The following is a 23,836-nucleotide window of genomic DNA, read 5'->3' on the forward strand; positions in this document are numbered from 1 at the left end:
TAATATTTATGGATATTATTTTAATAACCTGAATCATACCCCAAAAGTTCATTTACTGCAAACAAAAATCAGTTTTTGAATTGATTATAAGAAACTGAGTTTCTTGCGCTAACATCTTCATAATATTTCCTGCATGATTAGTATAGCGCTAAGTATAACATATTTATCCGAATTGGCAATAATAACAACAAATGTTCTTTTTTTACCAACCGTTGTTACCTATTTTTGTTATAGATCTATAAAACATTAATCGTCATGGAAAAAGAGTTAAAACTTGCCACAGAGCTTATAGACTTCATTCACACCGGTGCAAGTCCCTTTCATGTTGTTCAGAACACTGCTAAAATTTTGAAGCAGGCGGGATTCAAAGAATTAGACCTAACCGAGAAATGGGAACTGCAAAAGGGACAAAAGTATTATACCACGCGCAATGAATCATCCATTTTTGCTTTCATTACAGGAACTGAATCACCTAAAAATAATGGCGTAAAGATGATTTGTGCCCACAGTGATTCGCCTTCTTTTAAAATAAAACCCGATCCCGAGATTTCACCGGAAGACTACTTCGTCAAATTCAACACCGAGGTATATGGCGGTCCTATTCTCATGAGCTGGCTGGATCGGCCACTTTCAATGGCAGGCAGGATCTCGCTGGATACCGGAGACCCGCTAAGGCCCGAAAGCCGTCTTGTAAACTTCAACCGCCCGATGTTGGTCATTCCTAATCTGGCGATTCACCTCAACCGTGAAGTAAATGAAGGAGTTGCTCTCAATAAACAGACAGACATGCTTCCCCTGTCCGGAATATTAGGCGAAGGCAGCCAAAGCAAAGGTTATTTCAAGGAATTACTTGCCATGGAAGCTGGCGTGGAATCTGAAAAAATTGTTGACTTCGACATCACATTAAATGAACAAACCAGAGGATGTATTCTGGGAGCTCATCAGGAATTCATCTCCAGTCCAAAGCTGGATGACCTGGCAATGGTTCATGCCGGACTTGAAGCGCTTATTAACTCAGAGCCCTCAGAATCAACAAAGATGCTTTGCATATTCGACAACGAAGAAGTTGGCAGTCAAACAAAACAAGGTGCCGGATCTCCGGTTTTCAAGAATCTGTTCTACCGGATTTTAAGACAATTGGGAACAGACGATGAGGGCATTCAGCAAACCATATACAAATCCTTTATGATTTCTGCTGACATGGCTCATTCAGTTCATCCCAACCAGCCCGACAAGCATGACCCGGTTTTGCATCCACTCATCAACAAAGGACCGGTTATTAAAATTCACGCCAACCAGAAGTATACAACCGATGGTGAGAGTGGAGCTATTTTCGAACTTTTGTGCAAATCTGCCGGTGTTCCATGCCAGAAATTTGTAAACAGAAGTGATATGGCGGGTGGCTCCACACTGGGTAATGTAAGTACTACTCAACTGGATGTGCGTTCTGTGGACATTGGTAATCCCATGCTGGCTATGCATTCGGTAAGAGAGTTGGGAGGAGTAAAAGACCATGAATATGTAATTCGGGTATTCAATAAATTCTTTGAACTTGAGAAGCAGTAATTTCTGCCGGAATGACACAAGAAAGCTCAAAAAAATGAAAGCCTCCCTGATTTGCCTTTTTAGCTGCGGGGAGGCTTTTGTCTTAGATTACCCAGGGAGCGCTGAAAAAGCACATATAATTATCTATTTAAAACTTAGATCACATCGGCTAACACTTAGGTGCAAGGTTATTTTACATCACACACCGATTCCTTTGCGCTTGATTATATGCAATAGATCGTTAGATTTTTAGATGAAAGATGTAGGATAATTCGTACAATCTTAATATGCTGCATTTTAACAGACAAAAACCTTTAAATACAAGCAACTGGTTTGTAGTGTATTTCAAAGATCAAACTTTCATTAAGTTTCTTCCTCTGATTCTTCAGATAAAATTTGTGCATAATGGTCATATCGCTCCAATATCTGTTCTACATAATTAACAGGTTCCTCTCCCATGACATATCCATATCTTACCAAATCATCATTGTAATATTCCGGATACATTAAATTCAGAACATAAGTTTCAACGTTTTCATCCCACACTTTGGGGTTTGCATCATATTTATCAGCCAGTCGCGTAGCATCAACGACATGTGAATATCCGCAATTATAAGAAGCAAGTGCAAATTTAATACGCTGTGTTGAGTCCGGAATTTCCTCCCATCTATTCCATAACTGATGCAAATAAGACGTTCCCCCCCGAATATTTTGAGCAGGGTCAGTAACATCCGAAACACCTAGTTCTCTTGCGGTTGCCGGCATCAACTGCATCAAACCTCTGGCTCCGGCCCATGATTCCTCACTCGATTCGAATCTGGATTCCTGATAAATAACAGAACTAAGCAATTTCCAGTCCCATCCGATTCGGTCTGCATGGTGCTTCACAATACTATCATACTGACTGATTTTATGACCATTACCACTGTAAAAGTCAGAAGAGACTCTTTGACGGAAATAACGGGTATTCTTGAAGTATTTGTTATAAATGACATAGTAATCAACATCATCCCTCATTTCTTCAACCCACTTGTTAAGAGCTTCCAAAAACAAAGGTGAATTTTTCCTGACAGCCCAGGAAACACGCTGAGAAAAACTGACAGGGGTTTCGACATCAAGAATGGGATAATATGAACTGTTAAGCTCAGCAATATTGTTATCGGAAACAGTAAAGTCAATTTCCCCGTCAACAACCATCTTAATAACCTTCTGGGTAGAAAAATTACCGGGAATAGTATCGATGTTGATTTTCCCTCCAATTTCCTGCTGCAGATTCACCAATCTACTGTAATAGGCAGAATTTCGTCGCACAGAAACTGTTTGCCCAATCAATTCTATGGGATCGGAAATGAGCTCTTTTTCAATTTCATGCAATTTCATTTGTCTCCAGTTATCAGGTTTTCGCTGAACCAAAACCTGACGTGTGAGATAAAGGTAATCCATGAAGTTTACAAACTGTTGTCTTCGTTGAGTAACAGTAAGCCCATGAGCAATAATGTCTCCCTCGCCTTTGTTGAGCAAATTAATTACATCATTGATGTTGTGGGCGATAACCACCTCAAGCTTTAGGCCCAGATGGCTTGCCAATCGCTGAAGCAATTCATATTCATATCCCATGGGTTGTCCACGATAAAGAAAGTAGGAAGTCCCACTGTAGACCATGATGGCTTTCATCACCCCGGATTCTTTCAATTCCGGTAAATCACGTTCTAATTGCGGAGCTGAAATAGTAACCTTGTCGGTTACTTCGACTTCAATGGGGTCATTATCTGATGAGCAAGAAAAAATAAAGAAAAGAAAGGATAAAAAGTAGATTTTTTCCATAGAAAATCTAAATTGGTTACAATCAAATATATAAATATATAACCATTTATCAAAATCACCGTTGTACATTACTCCTCCCGGCTGCTACTAATAATGGCGCGATAAGCGATATCCTGAAGGCGTGTACGGTAATTTTCTTCAATCAGTTTTTTGTTGTATTGATTGGGATGTATCCGGTTAGACAAGAAAATGTAAATAAGTCTTGTTTCAGGATCGGCCCAAACCAAAGTTCCGGTGAATCCACTGTGTCCGAAAGAGGCAGGTGAAGCGTAATAAGAGGCGGGACTAACCTTGGTTGTGTCAGGTTGTGGTTTATCAAAACCCAGACCGCGTCTGTTCTCATCATTATAGGTTCCGGTAAACATCTCCAGCACAGAATCCTCAAGATATCTTTTCCCTCCATAGGTACCTCCATTCAGATACAGTTGCATCAACTTTGCCAAATCTAATGAATTGGAGAAAAGTCCGGCATGACCGGCAACACCGCCCATCATGGCAGCGCCGGGATCATGCACCCAACCATCCAATAGTTGTTTTCGAAAGGCTCTGTCATCTTCTGTAGGAACAATTTTATTGCGTGAAAAAACCATAGATGGCAAAAAGGAAGTGTTATACATACCTATTGGGTTGTAAAAGTGCATTCTTGAAAAATAATTCAAAGAATGACCAGAAAGTTTTGGGATCAACTGTCCCAGAAAATAAAAACCCAAATCACTGTAAAGATAATTATGCCTGGTTCTCATTGGAGCCTCAAGAACCTGATGCATAATGGAATCAAGATATCCGGTATTCATAAACATATTTTCGGCAACCGGAATTGAAAAAACACTATCTGCCTTGGAGTGAAACACATCCCGCCGATAGGAAACTGTTCTGTTGAGATAAATATAGTTGTCAAGCTTGATATTATATTTCCATGAATACCTGCGTCCAAAAACATTTCCGTTCAACCTATCCTTATCAATGGTATTAAGGTAAAATGGAATAAAGGAGGGCAGCCCGCTCTCATGCAACAACAAATCTTTAATAGTAATTCCGCTTTTTTCGGTGGTATCAGATTCCACAAAGAAACGCCCCAATGAATCCTTTAAAGCCCAGGCTTGCTCTTCATAAAGCTTCATCAATGACGGCACGGTAGCTGTAACCTTAGTCACAGATGCTAAATCATAAATATCATTAGTCTTTACCGGGTACTTTTTTTGATAGGTATGGTATCCATATGATTTATTCCATACCACAATGCCATCTCTGGCAATCAAAACCTGAGCTCCGGGAGTTGCCTTGGTTTGGATAGCTTCAGCAATAAGTTCATCAATTTTATTAAGGCTATCCCGATGCAGGGCGACTTCTTCAGGAATTCCTATTTTTAATCTTGTCTTTGGCAGTTCTCTTGAAAGATGCCTGACGCCAGAAAAACATTCTTCCCGCCTAACCGATTTTTTTAGCGGAACACCTGAAAAAGCGGCCTGCCCCAGATACTCCCAAACCAGAGGCCAATCAGAACTACCAGTAAAAAGAGCATCAATCCCATATGGTAATGGATGGTTCTGAAAGTAACTCCCGGCATCAGCAAGAAACAAAGCAATTCCGGAATTGGGGTGCCCCTGTCTTATTTCAGACATCCTATCTGCCAATATCGAATCCGTGAGATTTTCACCATCAAAAAGCCAGAGGAGATAGTCTCCGGGTTGACTACTGGTTTCAAAATTTGGCAAATGAAAATCAACCATTTGGGCAAAGGCCTCTGCCTTTTGATCTTCAACATCAGCAATCAACTCAATGTTAATTGTTGACAAGTTGGCTGGGAAAAAAGGCTCCCTGTGTTCACTAAAATAATGCAACCCCTCTTCGAAAGTGCGCCTTCTAGCAAACATCCTCACGCCTTCAGGAATTCTGTTCACATCAGGAAGCCTTATTCCAGCCTCATTTATTTTTGTCAATAATCTTTCACAAGCGCGGTTCAGATCATCTTCCTGAAGCATATTGGATTGAAAAGCCCGTAAAATTCTTGCATGTTCTCTTTCCGGATTATCTGCAAGAAAAACACCTCCGTAGCTTAAAAGATCTTCGAAATTTTCCGGTTTTTTCTTGTCCTGATGCAGAACCCATGGTTGCACAGATTGGGATGAACCGGAATTAAAACTAATCTTACGAAGAGGAATATTTTTAGAAAAAAGATCTGCCGGCATTTCAAAAACCGGTAAATTGTCTTCACGCTGATTGCCCAAAAACCAGAGTGTAAAGTCCCTGTCATCCTTTGGCTCATCAATATAATTAATGCCTGTACCGGAAAACAAATAGTGATTGGAAGCAACAACTGCTTTATACCCTTCCTGAGCTGCAAAATGCAATAAATCATTTCGAAGGATTTCTAAGGTGGCTTCATCCTCAAGGTGAGAGATAGCTCTAATATCTGGAAAAGGAACATCCACTTCCCCAGTTGCAAAGCCTTCAATGCCGTTTATAAGCCATTGATTGGATAACAATAAATTTTGAGAATATGGCAGTTTCTCCGGCGAAAAGGTGTAATAGTCATTTTGCGAAGGCAACAATAAAAGGGCAACCTTGTCTGACAAAGTCATGTTTTGCAATACCTCTGACGCATAATTATCATATCCGTCACCCCCCTCTTTATCTGACAGTTGAGCATGAACAGAAATTTGAAACACCAGACATACTATGCAAAGATATAAAACCTTTTCCCTGACCATTTTTAACACATCACCAATCTTCCAAATATTTAGATTTTCCAACTTTTCAAGTCTTTCAAAAGAACAAAAAAACAAGGAATCAGCCGCATCTTTTTACAAAAACATTTTTAAGCGCATTTTTCCTTTTATTTCTCAGGAAATTTAAAAAATAAAGTGTTAATTTGGTCTATTAATAAAAGAGGAGGTTCAAAATAATTTTTAACCTAATGAAGATATGTCGGATTCAAGTTTAAGTAATGCATTAAATCAAGACTGGGGTGATAAGGTAATATTGGTCGTAGAAGATGTTGATACCAATAAAATCTTTTTCGATGCCGCTCTCAGAAGAACCAATGCAAAAATTCTCTGGGCCAAAGACGGCCAACAAGCCATCGATTTGTTTAACGGCAATAAAGTAGATCTTGTTTTGATGGATCTTCAATTACCCGTTATGGATGGTTATGCTGCCACACGGGAAATCAAAAAAGCAAATCCGGAAGTACCCGTTATTGCTCAAACAGCCCACGTTATGTCCGGAGAAAGAGAAAAATGCATGGAGGCCGGATGCGATGATTATCTTGCAAAGCCCATTCGTTTGCAAATTTTGATAGAAACGTTATCAAAATTCCTCAATAACAACAACTAAGGCTTTTTCAGTCTATATTTCAAAGGTGCTTTTTTAAAGGCACCTTTTTTTTTTGTTACATCTCAAAAATTGAACAAAAAGGAACATTTCAATCTTAACAATAGATAGTTAGAGTTTTAGATATTAGATAAAAGCAGCCCAGCCGCGCGGAAGCCGGAAGCTGGAGGCTGGAAGTTAGAAGCTGGAAACTTTCGAATATAAGAAACTTTGATTCTTTTTGCGACATATTTAAAAAACTAAGAAAATTATAAAAAACACATTTTAAATGGTTTATGACTTTACTTAGATAAAAGTAGCCCAGCCGCGCGGAAGCCGGAAGCTGGAGGCTGGAGGCTGGAAGTTAGAAGCTGGAGGCTGGTAGTTAGAAGCTGGAAACTTTCGAATATAAGAAATTTTGATTCTTTTTGCGGCATATTTAAAAAATTAAGAAAATTATAAAAACACATTTTAAATGGTTTATGACTTTACTCAGATAAAAGATAAATCATAAACGGCTGATAATCCGAGTGTTAGATTGAAATGCCATTAATCCATAAACAATTGATTCAAAGCTCATTGCAATCCCGAACCATCGGGATAACAGACTATTATCTTAAGGAATAAGAATTTATTCTCTATGGAACGTCACATCCTGATTTACATATCTTTATTGCTATTCCTTTCGCCACAGGCAACAGGCAATCCAACCAATCAGGCTCCCACACAAAACATCAGAGGACGCATTTTAGATAAAGACACCATGCAACCCCTTCCGGGGGCAAATGTGATTTTAATTAGCAGTTCCCCGACAAAAGGAACTATTTCCAATGAAGATGGTTACTATGAACTCCGAAATATCCAGGTGGGAAGAGTGTCTCTAAAATTTTCATTTCTGGGCTATCATCCTCAACTCATTAACAATGTATCTCTGAGCTCAGGCAAAGAACTAATCCTGAACATACAACTCGAAGAAAAAGTAATAATGGGTGAAGAAATCACCATTGTTGGAAAAAGAAGGAAGGACAGACCATCAAATGAAATGGCAAAAGTGAGTGCCCGCAGTTTTACGGTGGAAGAATCTGAAAGGTATGCAGGCAGCCGTAACGATGTGGCGCGCATGGCACAAAACTACGCAGGGGTAGCAGGAAACGATGATTCCCGAAACGACATTGTTATCAGAGGAAACAGTCCCACAGGATTGCTTTGGAGACTTGAAGGCATGGACATCCCCAATCCTAATCACTTTGGGGCAACCGGAACCACGGGTGGGCCGGTAAGTATGCTAAACAATTCTCTACTTACCAATAGCGACTTTATGACCAGTGCCTTTCCGGCGGAATACGGCAATGCCACAGCCGGGGTCTTTGACCTTAAGATGAGACAAGGCAATAATCGCAACTATGAATTTATTGGCCAGGTAGGATTTAACGGATTTGAGGCTGGAGCTGAAGGGCCCTTTTCAACCAATGGCAATTCCTCATTTCTCATCAATTACCGCTATTCTTCCCTCAGTTTATTTGACAAACTGGGTTTCAACTTTGGTACGTCAGGTATTCCCTATTATCAGGATTTAAGCTTTAAAGCAGATTTTTCATCAACTACACTTGGTAAAACCTCCATTTTCGGACTGGGGGGAATCAGCGATATTGAAATCCGGGACAGTCGCGAGAAAGAAAACAGTGAATCTGACTTATACACTTCTACAGGTTTTGACCTAACCAACGGAGTTTATATGGGGCTGGCAGGCATCTCTTCTTCCAAAATCCTGAATGAAACAACTTATTTAAAAACCACCCTCGGTATCAGTGGACACAGAAACCGAGTCATTCGTGACTCTTTGTCGGAAGACAGAACAAGTAAATTTGCCAATTACCGGAGTTTTTTTGTAGAAAGGAACTTAAATATATCATCCTACATCAATAAAAAATTCAACAAACACCATATTTTCAAAGGAGGGTTTTATTACAAAAAACTTGGGTATAATTACAATGACAGTGCCTACAATCGGGACCTGGAAGTTCTTGAAGTCATCACCAACGAATCAGGACGTACTTCCCTTTGGCAGCCATGGACACAATGGCTGTATAAAATCAGTGACCAGCTGGAAATCACCACAGGACTTCGTCTCTCCTATTTTGGATTAACTGAAGAAACGGTAATTGAACCCCGGGCTGCAATAACATGGCATTTAAAACCAGGACAGGCCTTATCGCTTGGTTACGGCCTGCACAGTCAAACAGCTCCTCTTTATCTTTATTTTAGTGAAGTCCGCAATCAGCAAGGCGAATATATCAGACCAAACCTGAATCTTCCAATGACCAAGAGCCGGCACCTGGTTCTGAGCTATGATAAAAGGCTGGGTGAAAAAACAAGGCTGAAACTCGAAACTTATTATCAACACTTATTCGATGTTGCTGTGGACCAATCGCAAAACACGTCCTACTCCATGCTTAATGAGGGTGCCAATTTTTACATCAGTTTTCCCGATTATCTGCAAGCCACCGGTACAGGCTGGAATTATGGTCTGGAGATGACTCTTGAACGATTTCTGCACGATGGCTTTTACTACTTATTCACAGGGTCAGTGTTTGAATCAAAGTACAAAGACTCATCCGGAAACGTTCACAGCACAGCATTTAACAACAATTTCGTTTTTAATCTATTGGTCGGCAAAGAGTTTATTGTGAGTTCAGAAGATGCGGTCAAGCGAAAATCTATTAATGCAGATGTCAAAACCACTTGGTCTGGCGGAAAACGCAAAACGCCATTTGATGTAGTTCTGTCAGGAGGAGAATACGAACAAAATTTTAATTACAATCAGACTTTTGGTATCCGATTAAAAGACTATTTTCGTACCGATCTGAGTTTTGGCTATCGAATTGACGGTAAAAAAGTCACCCAGGAATGGGGCATCGAAATATCAAACCTGTTTGATACCCGAAACATATTTGATGAAGATTTTGAACGCAAAACCGGAAATGTTGATTACACCTATCAATTGGGTCTTCTCATTGTACCCCATTTCCGAATTATTTTTTAATCCTGAAAGCGGAAGACATGAAGATAAAAGCAGCCGTTTTTGGTTCTACCGGACTGGTAGGACAACAAATTGTGGAGATATTGCAAAGCATGGACGAGGTAGAAACCATTTATTCCTATGCCCGAAAACCACCTATGTTTTTAGGAAAAAAAATGGTATTTAAGCCCTTTAAAACCGATGAATTTTCAATTTCTGAAGACACCGATGTTGTATTTTGTGCACTTGGCACCACCATTAAAAAAGCAGGCAGTAAAGAGGATTTCAAAGAGGTGGATTTATTGGCGGTAAAACGAATTGCAGAAAAGTGTGCAGAGACCAATACAAGTCGATTAGGAATAGTAAGTTCCATTGGGGCTGATGCAACAAGCAATAATTTCTATTTACGCACCAAAGGAAAAATGGAAGAAACGGTGAGAAAGGCAGAGCTTAAACATACAGTCTTTATTCGTCCCTCTTTATTGCTTGGCAAAAGAAATGAAAAACGATTAGGTGAAGATATTGGCAAAATTCTATTGAAACCTTTATCATTTATTATGATTGGTCCCCTGAAGCAATACCGCCCGGTGAAAGCCATAAAAGTTGCCCAAACACTGGTAAAAGAAACCCTTCGCTCGTCGCAAAAGGTAAAAATCATTGAAAACACAGCCCTCTAAAAGGTCATAAATACCTTTATTGTTCCCTCACATAATATTGCTTACCTTTGAATCAAAATTTAACAACTATGCTTGACCTTATACAGAAAAGAAGAAGTACAAGAAAATTCACCGCCGATAAAGTAGAGCAAGAAAAAATTGATCAGTTACTCAAAGCTGCTTTGTGGTCACCAACCTCAAAAAACAATCGTCCATGGGAATTTGTGGTAGTTGAAGATTCGCAAACCCTTGAGCAGCTTTCCCAATGCAAGCCCCATGGGGCCTCATTCCTGGCCAATGCCCCTCTTGGCATTGTTGTGCTGGGTGATGCCGGAAAAAGCGATGTTTGGGTTGAAGATTGCTCTATCGCCTCCATTTTGATGCAGATGACCGCTGAATCCATCGGACTGGGTTCCACCTGGATTCAAATAAGATTGCGTTTAGATGAGGAAGGCTCCACCGCCGGAGACAATGTAAAAGAAGTCATTAACGCACCCGAAAACCTTGAAGTTTTAGGCATTATGGCTTTTGGTTATAAAGCAAAGGAACGACAGCCTTATTCTGAGGATGTACTTTTATGGGATCGCGTACATTATGAAAAGTTTTAGTTCTGATAATTTTAGATAAAAGATCCCGCTTCTTATGGTAAGTGGGATTTTTTAACTCCCTGATTCCTTAATTCTATCAACAGTTATAATTCTGAATGTATTCGAATTGATTGTAATTCTAATGTTATTCTCTGTATTGAAGACATAAAAATTTTTGCCTTTCCGGATAAAGCAACTCTCATCAGTTTCCTTCAAAACCCTTCCTAAAAAACCTTCTATCTGCTCCTTTGAAAAACTAATATTCAGCTTCTTATTTATCCTTCCGTAAACCAAATCAGTGTAACAAATATTTTCAATTATTTCCCTTTTACTCATTGTCATATTTTAAACTTCCTGAAGCAACCCCCCAGATTATCAAACAATTTATCACCCCCCTTGATGTGACGATTACTAAATCCATTCTCTAATTTAATAAATATCACACTAGTGTCAAGTTAAGTGTAGAATGTCGGGTAAGCCGCCGCTATTTTTCAACTTGTGCAAAACAACAAAAAAGTAAGCATAGCCGTAGCTACGTGAGTCTTTTTTTTGAGAAGCACAAGGTAGAAAGAGCAAGGCTTGGGCCGTCAGACTATGCTTGACTTGACACTAGCCCAAACATTTTATCCAATCTTTGTTAAAGAAAAATATCTTCACCATCCACATATACAGGTAATTGACATCCAAAGGCCGGTCCCTTCGCCCGGCGGTTTTGAGGGATAGAAGCGATCAGTAATTTGAGGTATTTTATTCAATTGAACGATAACTTAAGACCAAATCTGCCATAATTGAAAGTCTATACCTGCCGTACCGAATCCAACCTTATGGTGAACTTCCGAAATCCAATGGTACCAATTGTTTCAAATTGGGGAGGAATGAGTAAATAAATGGGATTTTTGAGAAACTGGTTTTCATGCGCCCTGCCTAATTTTGATGGTATAAAATAAACTTAATTTATTATGCATCATGAAAACTAAATCATTTTTCACCAGCTTATTGGTTGTCTTGCTGGCTTTTTCCTGCCAGGAAGACACTTTGCTTGATCCTGCTATTTCATCTGATGTGTCGCAGCTAAAGAATGAAACGAATTCTGAAGGAGATCTTAAAACAATTCAGTTTGAGAGTCCTTCATTAGAAGGCAATTTAATGGGCCTGCCTGCCTTCAGAAACGTCAATATTTACTTACCAAAGTCCTACGATTCCTGCCCTGAAAAACGATTCCCGGTAATATATTTCCTTCATGGAGTGCCGTCATGGGAAAATATGCTAATTTCCCCCGAACCTTTTGAGGCATTTTTTGAACTGGCCATGTTACAAGCCAGAGTTGATTTCCCCCAACAAGGATTTAAAAACTGGGTCGATGATTTGATGGAAAGTGGCAATATGAAAGAGTGCATTATTGTAATGCCTGATGCCCGGACCTTATTCGGTCCTTGTCTCTATCAGAATTCTGAAATCCTTGGGAATTTCGAAGATTACATTGTAAAAGATCTGGTAGACTATATGGATAGCCACTTCCGGACGATCCCCCATTTTAACTGGCGTGCCATTTCAGGTCATTGTGCCGGTGGTTATGGAGCTTTAAATATTGCCATGCGCCACCCTCACACATTCCGGTATGTTGGAGCACTTTCCCCTGCTCATTTCACCGAACAACACTTTCAACAAATAGCATCCTATTCAGCATACGAAGATTTGATGTGGCAACAACAGGGAGTACCAGCTGGCCCTGTTCCTTACAACCCGGAAAGCCTCTTTAAGTTTGCTACAAACACAAGCTATGCAATCTGTCAGTTCTGGCTTCCGGATCTTAATAATCCCCCCTATTATTGTGAGCTCCCTTACACTTTTATCAATGGTATCCCTGTTATTGATTCTGACTTAATGAATAAAATTGACAATCAAAACCTTCTTGCGCAAACCCGCCAAAATGAAAAAGGACTGAGACAGCTAAAAACAGTTTATTTTGATTGCGGGGAAAACGATGATCTTGGCATGTACCAAGTCAACCTCATGCTTCATCAACAACTCGAAGCAATGCATATTAAACATGAATTTGACACTTACAATGGTACACACATAAGCAACTTGTACGAGCGCCTGGCAAAAGTCTGGGGCAATTTATCGAACGATTTTCCTGAAAAGGATTAAATGAACTCAGGAGGTCATTAATAAAAAAATGGCCTCCTTTTTATTCATATAATCTCACATCTTTTGCTGCATGATCCTTGATTTCTGTCGTAAATTGTATAACAAAGCCCAAAATGGCAGTGAAATAACAAACACATCTAACACAATTTAAGCCAACACTCTAAATCATGAAAAATGGGAAATACATAAAAGCCGTCGACAGGCAACTCGAAAGCCTTATTCCCAAAGGCAATACGAACATCTATGAAACTACTCTCTATAAATATTTTATAGCTGAATCGATAATGGCCTTTATTTTGGTATTCAACTTGTTGGTTATTTCATTTGTTCTGGAAGCTGATATTCTGGTGCATTATAGTCTAAGCTTAATAATTATTGGCAGTCTGACAACCATTGCCGGAAGTTTTCTATTTAAAAAAGTCGAATCCAAAATCATTGTTCAGCAAGCAATAACACTTTTAATTGTCACCTACTTTGTAGCTCGAATGGGTGGTTTGTTAAATAGTGGAGGAATTATCTTTCTGGGGGCTGCTCCGGTACTTAAAACAATGGTTTTCAAAAACAAATGGCGAATGATTTCCATTTTTTTATTATTTCTCTTTTGCGTGGTTGGCCTTTTTTTTCTGGATGATAACATGATGGCTAACAACACATTGAATGCCACGCAGAATAAATTGTTTTTCACGCTTAATTTAACAGTCATAACCAGCTATGTATTCATATTTGCCCTTTACTCACAAAGACTCTTTACCGGCCTTGAACAACGGGAAGCAAAACGTCAAAAAGAAATCAATGAAGCAAAAACCCGTCTTTTCACCAATATAACCCATGAATTTCGAACACCATTAACCGTTATCCTTGGACTGGCTGATTCACTAAAATCTGAAGCTGATGAAACCATCCGGAACAACGCAGAGACTATTTCAAAAAACGGGAAAAGTCTCCTCCAGTTAGTCACTCAAATGCTGGATATAAGTAAGCTTGAATCAGGCAATTTAAAAGTGAACATGATCCATGGTAACATTATTCCCTTTTTACGGTACATTTTTCAACTTCAAGAGTATTATGCTCAGGAAAAAAACCTGATTTTCATCTTTGACGCAGAAAGTCAATCCTACGAACTGGATTTCGATCCGGATAAAATCACGACCATCGTCTCAAATCTGTTGCACAATGCTATTAAATTTTCTCAACCAGGCGTAAAGATCAGGTTGAAAGTAAAGATCGTAGGCAATTATCTTTGTATCGAAATAATTGATAATGGCACAGGTATTTCTCAAGAGAATATAAATAAGGTATTTGACAGGTTTTATCAGGTCGATGATCAATCAACTCGCAATGTTGGAGGCACAGGTATAGGGTTGGCACTGACCAAAGAACTGGTAACCTTATTAAAAGGAACCATTGCAGTGACAAGTAATCCTGGTAATGAAACTGTTTTTACAGTAAAACTTCCTGTAACGGATCAGGCGAAAAGAAAATTTATTTTGAAAGATTATACGGAAGAAGAACCCATTGACAGAAATCATTTGAATAAAACGGGTTCTGAAAACCCCACTCCCGCCATTGACAATAACAAACCAAGAGTGCTAATTATAGAAGACAATTCGGACTTGGTTAATTACCTGAAGTCTTGCTATCAATATCTTTTTTCAATAGATGTGGCTCCAAATGGCAAGGAAGGATACAACATGGCAATTAACCTGATCCCGGACCTTATAATCAGCGATGTTATGATGCCGGAAATGGATGGTTTTCAGATATGTGAAAAACTAAAAAACGATTACCGAACCAGCCACATCCCTATTATACTGCTGACTGCAAAAGCAGATCTTCCATCACGGATTGAGGGATTAGACCAAGGTGCAGATGCTTACATTGAAAAGCCCTTTAACCAGCAGGAACTCCTTGTTCGCATAAAAAAATTACTGGAGCTTAGATGGACATTAATTCAACGCTATAAAAATGGAGAGTCCCTGATTGAGCCAGGCAACCAATCAACCCGACGCGAAGATAAGTTTATGAAAAAAGTAAACGCCAGTGTAAAAAAACATTTACGGGATGAAAATTATGATGTTCATTCTCTTTGTGAAGAAATGGCCATGAGTAAATCTCAACTCTACCGGAAATTTAAAGCCCTGACCAATATGTCGGCCTCAAAATATATTCGGAAATTACGCATGCAACATGCCAGGCATCTGCTGCTAACCACTTCGATGAATATCACTGAGGTTAGCTATGAGGTCGGCATGAAAACGCTGTCCACTTTCAGTGACATATTTAAAGATGAGTTTGGCCAAAGTCCTTCACAATACCAAAATCAGTACAACGGCAAACACAAGAGAAACTAATCGATATACACCAACGGCACAATCCTGAAATTTATCGAGAATCGCCTTTAGTCTGCAGGGCGATTTCAATTACGGTTGAAAAAGTCATGCACCCCTGCGGCATGATTCCAAATCTTGTGGAAATCTTCCCTTACCCCTACGGCATATTTTCAAATACTCTCGAAAACATCCGGCACCCCTGCATCAAGGTTCCAAATCTTGTGGAATTCATCCCGTACCCCTGCGGCAAACTTTCAAATGCTATCGTAAACGTCATGCACCCCTGCAAGAAGGTTCCAAATTTTATCGAAACTCTCATGCACCCCTGCAGCATGATTCCAAATCTTGTGGAAATCTTCCCGTACCCCTACGGCATATTTTCAAATACTATCGAAAATATCCTGCACCCCTGCAGCAAGGTTCCAAATTTTATTGAGACTCTCATGTACCCCTGCGGCAACTTTCCAAATACTCTCGAATTAATCATGCACCCTATATCTCGAAATAAAACCTACGAACAAACATTCAGTCTTTAATCCATACCGCAATGAAGGAAGAGTGTGTCAGAATAAAAAATTTGCCCCGGGCCTTTATTGATCTTTGCAGAAAACAAACAAAACATTTTCGACACTTCAACGTTTTTGTTCAGGAATCAATTACAAACATTAAACCAACAACCAAATCTAAACACTTTGCAAACCCATTTTCACCCCCATACATCACGCGTTTGCCCCGTATTGAATAAAACTTGTAAATTGCATATTCGAAAAAAATGAACCTTGTACCCTAAGACTCATACCCGATTTAAAAATACTTAAATTAAAAACCAATAGATTATGAGCCTAAAAAAACTGTTCCTTAGCCTGTCATGGCTACTAATGCTGCCGGCTTTAATGACAGCCGAAGAAGCCAGACTGATGCGTTTCCCGGGCATCAGCAGCGATCAAATTGTTTTTACCTATGCAGGGGACCTCTATACTGTGCCCATTGAAGGAGGTACTGCCAGAAAAATCACCTCCCACAAAGGGATGGAAATGTTTGCCCGTTTTTCCCCCGACGGATCTCAAATTGCCTTTACAGGCCAATATGATGGCAATACCGAAGTATTTATCATACCGGCCGAAGGTGGTAGCCCCGAAAGAATAACTTACACTGCTACCCTGGGGCGTGACGATGTATCGGACCGTATGGGGCCCAATAACATTGTGATGACATGGACGCCCGACGGTCAGGATGTCGTATTTCGCACACGCAGGAAATCCTTTAATTCTTTCAAAGGAAGCTTGTATAAGGCCTCTGTCAATGGAGGCCTTCCAGAAGAACTCCCATTCCCGGAAGGCGGTTTTTCATCTTTCAACGCTGATGGGTCAAAAATGGCGTACAACAGAGTTTTCCGAGAATTCAGAACCTGGAAATATTACCGGGGTGGAATGGCCGATGAAGTTTGGATTCACGACTTTAATACCCATGAGACCAAAGCCATAACCAACAACAATGCTCAGGATATTTTTCCTATGTGGATTAAAAATGAAGTGTTTTTTCTTTCGGATCGTTCCCGCACAATGAACCTGTTTTCTTACAATACAGAAACCGAAGAAATTGAGAAGGTGACTGATTTTTCTGATTATGACATCAAATTCCCTTCACACCATGGTAAAACCATAGTTTTTGAAAAAGGCGGCTATATTTTCACCTTTAATGCAGATACTCGTGTAATTAAGCAGGTTCCGATAAAGATCAACAACGATATGATATTTGCCCGTGAGGAAATAAAAGAGGTATCGGATGATATACAGGAAGCCTCTTTATCCCCGCAAGGGAAGCGCGTTCTTTTCTCTGCTCATGGGGAACTGTTTTCTGTTCCCTCTGAAGAGGGGCTCACATACAACCATACTCAAACCTCGGGTGTGCATGACCGTAACGGAGAATATTCCCCAAACGGCAAATGGATGGCCTGGCTGTCTGATCAAAGCGGAGAATATGAAATATGGGTTAAACCCGCCGACGGAGAAGGCGAAGCCCGTAAACTTACAGAAGGGGCTGACACCTATAAATTTAATATGAGATGGAGTCCCGATAGCCGTTACATTGCCTGGAACGACCAGCACTACCGTTTAATGCTGACTATGGTTGCATCAGGCAATACACGAATGATTGCCAAAAGTGACCACAACAGGCTGGGCGACTTCAGCTGGAGCCCCGACAGTCGCTGGCTGGCCTTCACCGATGGAATGCCCAATCAAATGGATGTTATTAAAGTAGCCAACATAGAGGATGGCACCATCAGGATGATAACAGAAAAATGGTACGATTCTGGATATCCGGCCTTTTCAGCAGATGGGAAATACCTTCTTTTTACTTCACAACGCGATTTTTCACCCACCTACAGCAACACAGAGTGGAACCATGCCTACATCAACAGCTACCGGGTTTACATGGCAACGCTCGAAAAGGAAACCCTGTCTCCCTTTGCAACGGAAAACAAAGATGTAGAAGCCGTTGAGAAAATAGAGGGAGATGAAGAAAAGAAAGAAAATGGCAACGATAAAGAAGAGGTCTCTGTCAGCATCGATTTTGATGGCATTGCCCGCCGAATTATTGCTTTGCCAATTGATCCTGCACTGTATTACAGCATCAGTTGTGTTAATGACAAGGTTTATTACCTGAGAAGATACCAGGAACGCAAGAACGGCGAAGGCATGTATGTTTTTGACCTGAAAAAAGAGAAGGAAGAAAAAATTGGTGATTATCTGTACACCATCTCCCCCAATAGCAAACAGATGTTGATAGGTAAAGGGAAGACTTGGAAGGTAATTGATCTGCCCTCGTCACCCGTTACAATAGAGGAGCCCATTGATCTTTCCAATATGAAAACCACCATCGATTACCGTGCCGAGTGGAGACAGATCTTTGACGAGTCTTGGCGACAGATGCGTGACTTCTTCTATGTGGAAAACATGCATGGACTCGATTGGCAAGCTGTTTACGACAAATACAGCAGTATGGTTAAGCATGTCAATCACCGCGATGATCTCAATTATATTATTGGAGAAATGATTGGTGAATTGAATGCCGGACATGCGTATGTCAATACGGGTGATAAACCATCTCCTGAACGCATAAAAACAGGACTTCTTGGCGCTTCTGTTAAGGCAGACAAATCGGGTTATTTTCAAATTACTGAGATCCTCGATGGCGCCCCCTGGAGTGATCAAATGGCCTCTCCTCTTCAGGCCCCGGGTGTTAATATTAATGAAGGCGATTTCATTATTGAAGTAGACCGAAAGTCAGTAAAAGAAGTGGATAACATCTATAAATTGTTAGTTGGAAAAGCCGGTCAGACAGTGGAATTGCTTGTTAACAGCAAGCCAAATACCAAAGGAGCCGAAAAAGTACTGATTGAACCCATCGCAGACGAAAGCGAACTTTACTATTTCAAATGGGTCAATGAGAACATTAAGAAAGTAAACGAAGCTACCGACGGACAAGTGGGTTACCTGCACATCCCTGACATGGGGCCAAACGGACTCAACAAGTTTGTTCGATTCTTCTATCCACAGCTCGACAAAAAAGCCCTGATAATTGATGACCGGGGCAATGGTGGAGGAAATGTCTCCCCCATGATTCTGGAGCGCCTGGCCAGGGAAACTTATCGTGTAAATATGAGAAGGAATTCCCCTGAAGTGACTCCGGTGCCAAACCAAACACTCAACGGCCCTAAAGTTGCATTGATTGATAAATACTCTGCTTCCGACGGAGATCTTTTTGCACATGGCTTCCGCGCTTTGGGAATTGGAAAAACCATTGGTACGCGCACATGGGGAGGCATTGTTGGTATTACAGGCTCACTACCATTTGTTGACGGAACAAGTCTGAGAATTCCACAGTTTACCTCATTATCGATGGATGGTGAATGGATTATCGAAGGAAAAGGTGTAAAGCCCGATATTGAGGTTGAAAATGATCCCTGGAAAGAATTTAATGGGGAAGATCAACAACTCAACAAGGCCATTGACGTAATTATGAAAGAATTGCAGAATCGCGAATCGCTTCCGGAAATCCCGGAGCCCCCGGTTAAGTAGGGACTGCTGAAAAAGTCAAAAGGGCAAAATTTATAAGCCGCCCAATCGAAGGAGTATTGAAATACTTCGAGATTCGGGCGGTGCAGTAAATTTTGTTCTTTTGATTAGCTGTTTTTTTATGATTAAGTGCAAAGAAATCAGAGTTTGATGTGGAATAACCTTGCAATTAGGAGTTTGTTGATATGATTTAAAGTTTTAAACGCTAATAAAGTAGGCGTTTTTCAGCGCTCCCTAAGTAACTAAAGAATATCAATTCAATAAAAAAGTGAGAGCTTCCATATGAGACTCTCACTTTTTTGTTTCTATTCATTTACCCAAAACCAGGTATTAATCAAAATTCAAATGAATGTAAGGGCGTGGAATTTCAACCTCATCAGGAGACAATACGGTCTCCCAGGGTTTCACCTGGTCTGCAAACACAACGCGCACTTCAGAATTTTCTTCAAACTCTTTAAAAAACTTTTTGGTCATTACAGGCTCTTCTTCCGGATCGAAAAAAACCATATCGGCATATTCTGTAATTTTATATTCAGCTTCCATCATCATGTTACCAGAAACCAAATATGTAAGAAGATTCTTCGAATCCTTAAGTTCCCTTATATTCCTGACCTTTATAGTGTAGATTTTATATTTGGTCCCGTCAAGAGGAATCTCTTCACTCATGTACCCTACGGTTTTATCAATCACAAACTGATCGGTTTCAACGTCTTTGACCGTCACATGAACTTTATCTTTAATTTTTGGAGTAATAGCCCCAGCAGCTTTTCCGGCCAAATCACCAACAGAAGGAATATCGTATCCTGTAATACCTTCAACCGAAAGTTCTCCGCCACCGACCTGTTTTAATCCTTCTTTCACTAAAACCTGCTTCAAGCCTCCTTCTTCAATCACATAACCTGCCAGACCAAGTCCGTCACCGGCAATATTGGCTTCTTGCTCTTTACTTGTTCCTTCGCCTGCAACAGATGCTGCTTCAGAAGATAATTCGAGAATCTCCTGAGCATTTTCCATCTTATCCTGCTCTTCTTCTATATCGTCTACAAACTCATAATTGGCGCCAGGATCTTTCTTTTTGGAGATTTTCTTCGAGGCTTTACTTTTTGCAGCAGAAGCAACTTTTCCGGCAGCAGCAGTCAATCCGTCGGTCACAACACCCTTTAAAGCCTGATAAGCTTCATCTCCAACTGTTAAAGTAACCTTAAAGCCAGTCAGCTCCTTCTTAAAATAATCGTCTTCAAATGAGTTGGGGACTTCAACATGGTAAAAGCTGCTTGCTGTGGGAACCAATGCAAAAGAATGGTTAGACACTATCTCCGAAGTAGAAAATTCATTCACTTTCACTTTCTTCGTTTTGGCTTTGTACCTTACATTAGCTCCAATTTTCACTTCCCGGAATTCGCTTTTGTGGGCAGTATCAGGGGTTGAAACCAATTGCCATTCTAAGGGTTTATCTTTTGCGTTTTTACCGGCAATCCTTTCGACATTTAGAATTACATCAATATTGGGGCCTTTGTACCAAACACTGTAAAGGGCATTGTCAGGAACAATAAATTCATGGGAATCTGATGAAACATCACTATTAGAATAAACAATTACATTACCGGGATATTGAACTACCTGGAAAAAAGCGGTTCGTCTCTTATGATCAGCTTTTATATCAAATTTTATTTTATCCCCTTTGTAAGCTGAGAACAAGGGCAAATGCTTCCATTCATTTCTTTCGGCTTTAACTTTGCCACTATGAACATTTACAGTTTGTGCATTAAGACCGCCAATGAAAGCAAGTAATAAAAAAGTAATAATTATATATCGTCTCATGGTTTAATTTCAGGTTTAGTTATTAGAATCCAGTAATTCGAAATAACGTGCTTGTTCTACAGAATAATCCTCCTTTTGCAGTTCCTGCTTTTCAGGAATAATGATCTTTTCTTTGGCTTTTACCTTTCGGTATAATGGGGCATAGTAAATTCCTGAGATATTAAGTCTGACATTTTTAGCTTTATGAGGATCGGCGTTGGTAAGGATAATAGTTCCATCTTCCATAAGGCCATAATGCTGTCCTGAGTGAGTAGTGGCATTACTAAGTTGATAAACCCCTTTTAACTCCCCGGATGTATCTTCTGCTTTTTCCCCCACAGCTCCACCGGAAACAGTATTCAATAATCCGGAAACGGCACTCTTAGCTCTGTTTTTCCCGTCGGCCATTTTTTTAATAACGGCAGCATCAGACTCATTTTTTGAAAAAGCAACCATTGTTGGCTCACCTCCGGCTTGGGGGCCCATCATCCCCATCATATGATTTAAAGCATAGCCGGCAGCAGGATTAACAAACATTGTGCCCACACTTGTACCAATCGAAGCCAGTTTCCAATGCTTGGCACCTCCCACTTTTGAGGTTATGGTATAGGTAAAACTTTTCATTTTAACCCCATCAATCTCCTTAGCTACTTTATAGTTGAAATGCCTGGAGTAATCATTGGCCAGATTTCCTTTTAACTGAAAAGATTCATCTACAAAATCTCTGGTTTCATAAAGATATTTATCAAATACGCTAAGTTCTACTTCTTCAAATTTTGCAGGCAGATTTCCAACAACCGTATCACAGGCATAAGTCACTTCCGTGGTATCATAAACAGTTTCTTTCACAAAAGCCGGATTAAATAATTCCTTCCCGCTTTTGCCGGGTTTTCTGGAAATATTTACCCTTGTATCTCTGGAAGAAAGGCCACGCCCCTTGATCTGAAAATCATAAACACCGGTTTCGGGAATTTGAACTTCGAAACCTTCTAATTCTTCGAAACTTTCTTTCTTTCCCAGAACGTTGCCATCCTGATCCAGGAACTTAATAAAATCCAGTTTCCTTTTTTCAGTTTTAACGTCCAGCACAACAACATCTCCTTTGTGAAATGCATATTGCAAAAAGTGCGTGGTATTGGAAACCTGAATTCTACCTTTGAACACAGGTTGAGTTGTTTGGGCTTTCAATGTTGAAGACAAAAGAAAAACTGCCACAACAAAACAAAGATTCCTCATATTACTTAATTTATGGTTTAAAATTCACAATCAAACTCAGTCTTCTCACTTAATTTTAGAAAACCTTATAGCTTTTCCTGATCATCTATTGGTTGCTTCGTTGTCAGGAAACTGAAAAAAAACTGCCACAATTTAAAGGATTGCATCAACTACAATAGATCGTTAGATTTTTAGATATTAGATTTAAGATGAATCATATAGTGCTAATAACCAGGGCCTTAAAGCAATCATGCACATAATTCCAAAAAGTTGATTTATAGCCCTTTACAAAAGTTTAACGGAGTATTGAACTAAAGAACCACAAAAAACCATATCTGAACATCAACCAGTCAATATAAAAACCAGGTTTACAGATATCAACAAAAGAAACACGAAGTTTTAAGAAGGAGACTCTCCCGAAAAAGGAAGAAAGCAATCAAACGGCTGTTAAAAAAAAAATCAATACACCCGGTATAAATCCGATACCGGTTCACAAACTGAAAAATATTCCTTTGGGGTCAGACCTGATAACTTTTTAAATTCATTCACCATATGGGACTGATCATAAAACCCACAACCGTAAGCAAGTTCTGTCATATTAAGATGAGGATTTACAGCTTTCTGATGAATGGCGTTCTGAAAGCGAACAATTCTCAAGTATAGTTTGGGCGAAGTGCCCACAAAATCAGAAAACTTTCGTTCAAACTGCTTTCGGCTTAAAAATGCCTGTGAAGCCAATTCCTCCACAGAAATTAAGCCTTTTTTGCGAATCAATCCCCCCAGGCAATAATCAAGTCGCTTAAATTCATACCATTCACTTCGTTTTCTCAGCTGCTTAAGCAAGTAGGTCTCAATCCAATTAACTTTACCACAAAAATCGGTTTCTGATGCTATTCTTTCCTCTATTTCAGACGCTTCTTCTTTTAGTAATAACCGAAGAGGGACCTTATTATTTTGGAATTCAGACCCCGGAACATCAAAAAACACCCGCAAACCATGGGGCTGAAAAGTAACGGCAAAAAGCGAAAATGAATCAGTAATCTGAAAATCAAAAAAGGATTTGTGGTGACCGCTAATAACAGCATCTGACTCTAAATTCCTTCCGGATTCAACCACAGAGGGTCGGCTACCCTGAAAAAACATCAACTCAGGCAGACCACTCGGAACAATTCGTTGCATGTACCGGGCATCATCTGAAACAACACTGTCAATAAACCAGTATTGTTTCACAAAATCGGAAAGAACCGCTGAGGGCTTAGATAGCAGAATAGACATACTCTTAGTGCCAGCAAAAAAAATCATGTTTTTCATCTGTGTT

General features: G+C 39.9%; 15 protein-coding genes. 9 read left to right on the forward strand and 6 right to left on the reverse strand.

All coding sequences use genetic code 11. The annotated features are described in order from the left end of the window. Positions 1-255: 255 nt before the first annotated feature. Positions 256-1,566, forward strand: coding sequence for a M18 family aminopeptidase (locus DDZ16_RS03320; RefSeq protein ID WP_109263015.1), 1,311 nt, complete (start codon positions 256-258; stop codon positions 1,564-1,566). A gap of 342 nt (positions 1,567-1,908) precedes the next feature. Here the strand turns inward: DDZ16_RS03320 and DDZ16_RS03325 are convergent, their stop codons facing one another. Both DDZ16_RS03325 and DDZ16_RS03330 read right to left on the reverse strand, forming a co-directional pair. Beyond that, the gene (locus DDZ16_RS03325; protein WP_109263263.1) at positions 1,909-3,369 is read right to left on the reverse strand and encodes an MltF family protein; all 1,461 of its coding nucleotides are present in this window, start codon (positions 3,367-3,369) and stop codon (positions 1,909-1,911) included. A gap of 68 nt (positions 3,370-3,437) precedes the next feature. Next, a complete protein-coding gene (locus tag DDZ16_RS03330) occupies positions 3,438-6,122 on the reverse strand; it encodes a serine hydrolase domain-containing protein (RefSeq protein ID WP_232526538.1) in 2,685 nt (894 codons plus the stop codon). A 172-nt stretch (positions 6,123-6,294) separates the two neighbouring features. On the opposite strand from DDZ16_RS03330, the gene DDZ16_RS03335 reads away from it, so the two are divergent. The 4 genes from DDZ16_RS03335 (at position 6,295) to DDZ16_RS03350 (ending at position 10,964) form a co-directional block, all read left to right on the forward strand. Beyond that, positions 6,295-6,705 (forward strand): response regulator, encoded by a 411-nt coding sequence (locus tag DDZ16_RS03335; RefSeq protein ID WP_109263016.1) that lies wholly within the window; start codon positions 6,295-6,297, stop codon positions 6,703-6,705. Between the two features lie 616 nt (positions 6,706-7,321). Further along, entirely contained in the window at positions 7,322-9,724 is a 2,403-nt protein-coding gene (locus DDZ16_RS03340) for a TonB-dependent receptor (protein ID WP_109263017.1), read from the forward strand. Between the two features lie 17 nt (positions 9,725-9,741). Further along, positions 9,742-10,377 (forward strand): NAD(P)H-binding protein, encoded by a 636-nt coding sequence (locus DDZ16_RS03345; protein ID WP_109263018.1) that lies wholly within the window; start codon positions 9,742-9,744, stop codon positions 10,375-10,377. A gap of 68 nt (positions 10,378-10,445) precedes the next feature. Further along, the gene (locus DDZ16_RS03350; RefSeq protein ID WP_109263019.1) at positions 10,446-10,964 is read left to right on the forward strand and encodes a nitroreductase family protein; all 519 of its coding nucleotides are present in this window, start codon (positions 10,446-10,448) and stop codon (positions 10,962-10,964) included. Between the two features lie 51 nt (positions 10,965-11,015). On the opposite strand, the gene DDZ16_RS03355 is transcribed toward DDZ16_RS03350, so the two are convergent. Beyond that, positions 11,016-11,279: a DUF3781 domain-containing protein gene (locus DDZ16_RS03355; protein WP_198416669.1), complete on the reverse strand. Its 264-nt coding sequence runs from the start codon at positions 11,277-11,279 to the stop codon at positions 11,016-11,018. A gap of 630 nt (positions 11,280-11,909) precedes the next feature. Here DDZ16_RS03355 and DDZ16_RS03360 point away from each other — a divergent pair. The 4 genes from DDZ16_RS03360 (at position 11,910) to DDZ16_RS03375 (ending at position 19,506) form a co-directional block, all read left to right on the forward strand. Further along, the gene (locus tag DDZ16_RS03360) at positions 11,910-13,094 is read left to right on the forward strand and encodes an alpha/beta hydrolase (protein ID WP_109263021.1); all 1,185 of its coding nucleotides are present in this window, start codon (positions 11,910-11,912) and stop codon (positions 13,092-13,094) included. Positions 13,095-13,261: 167 nt separating this feature from the next. Further along, positions 13,262-15,445, forward strand: a complete 2,184-nt coding sequence (locus DDZ16_RS03365; RefSeq protein WP_109263022.1) for a hybrid sensor histidine kinase/response regulator transcription factor — start codon at positions 13,262-13,264, stop codon at positions 15,443-15,445. 101 nt (positions 15,446-15,546) lie between these two features. Next, the gene (locus DDZ16_RS03370) at positions 15,547-15,960 is read left to right on the forward strand and encodes a hypothetical protein (protein ID WP_109263023.1); all 414 of its coding nucleotides are present in this window, start codon (positions 15,547-15,549) and stop codon (positions 15,958-15,960) included. Between the two features lie 300 nt (positions 15,961-16,260). Beyond that, positions 16,261-19,506 (forward strand): S41 family peptidase, encoded by a 3,246-nt coding sequence (locus DDZ16_RS03375; RefSeq protein ID WP_109263024.1) that lies wholly within the window; start codon positions 16,261-16,263, stop codon positions 19,504-19,506. Between the two features lie 327 nt (positions 19,507-19,833). Here DDZ16_RS03375 and DDZ16_RS03380 read toward each other — a convergent pair whose 3' ends face one another. The 3 genes from DDZ16_RS03380 to DDZ16_RS03390 form a co-directional block, all read right to left on the reverse strand. After that, the gene (locus DDZ16_RS03380; protein WP_109263025.1) at positions 19,834-21,324 is read right to left on the reverse strand and encodes a hypothetical protein; all 1,491 of its coding nucleotides are present in this window, start codon (positions 21,322-21,324) and stop codon (positions 19,834-19,836) included. A 15-nt stretch (positions 21,325-21,339) separates the two neighbouring features. Further along, positions 21,340-22,539, reverse strand: a complete 1,200-nt coding sequence (locus DDZ16_RS03385) for a hypothetical protein (protein ID WP_109263026.1) — start codon at positions 22,537-22,539, stop codon at positions 21,340-21,342. Between the two features lie 438 nt (positions 22,540-22,977). Further along, positions 22,978-23,820, reverse strand: coding sequence for a helix-turn-helix transcriptional regulator (locus DDZ16_RS03390; protein WP_158275602.1), 843 nt, complete (start codon positions 23,818-23,820; stop codon positions 22,978-22,980). Positions 23,821-23,836: the final 16 nt, after the last annotated feature.

Source organism: Marinilabilia rubra (assembly GCF_003121985.1).
Taxonomy (GTDB): Bacteria; Bacteroidota; Bacteroidia; order Bacteroidales; family Marinilabiliaceae; genus Marinilabilia; species Marinilabilia rubra.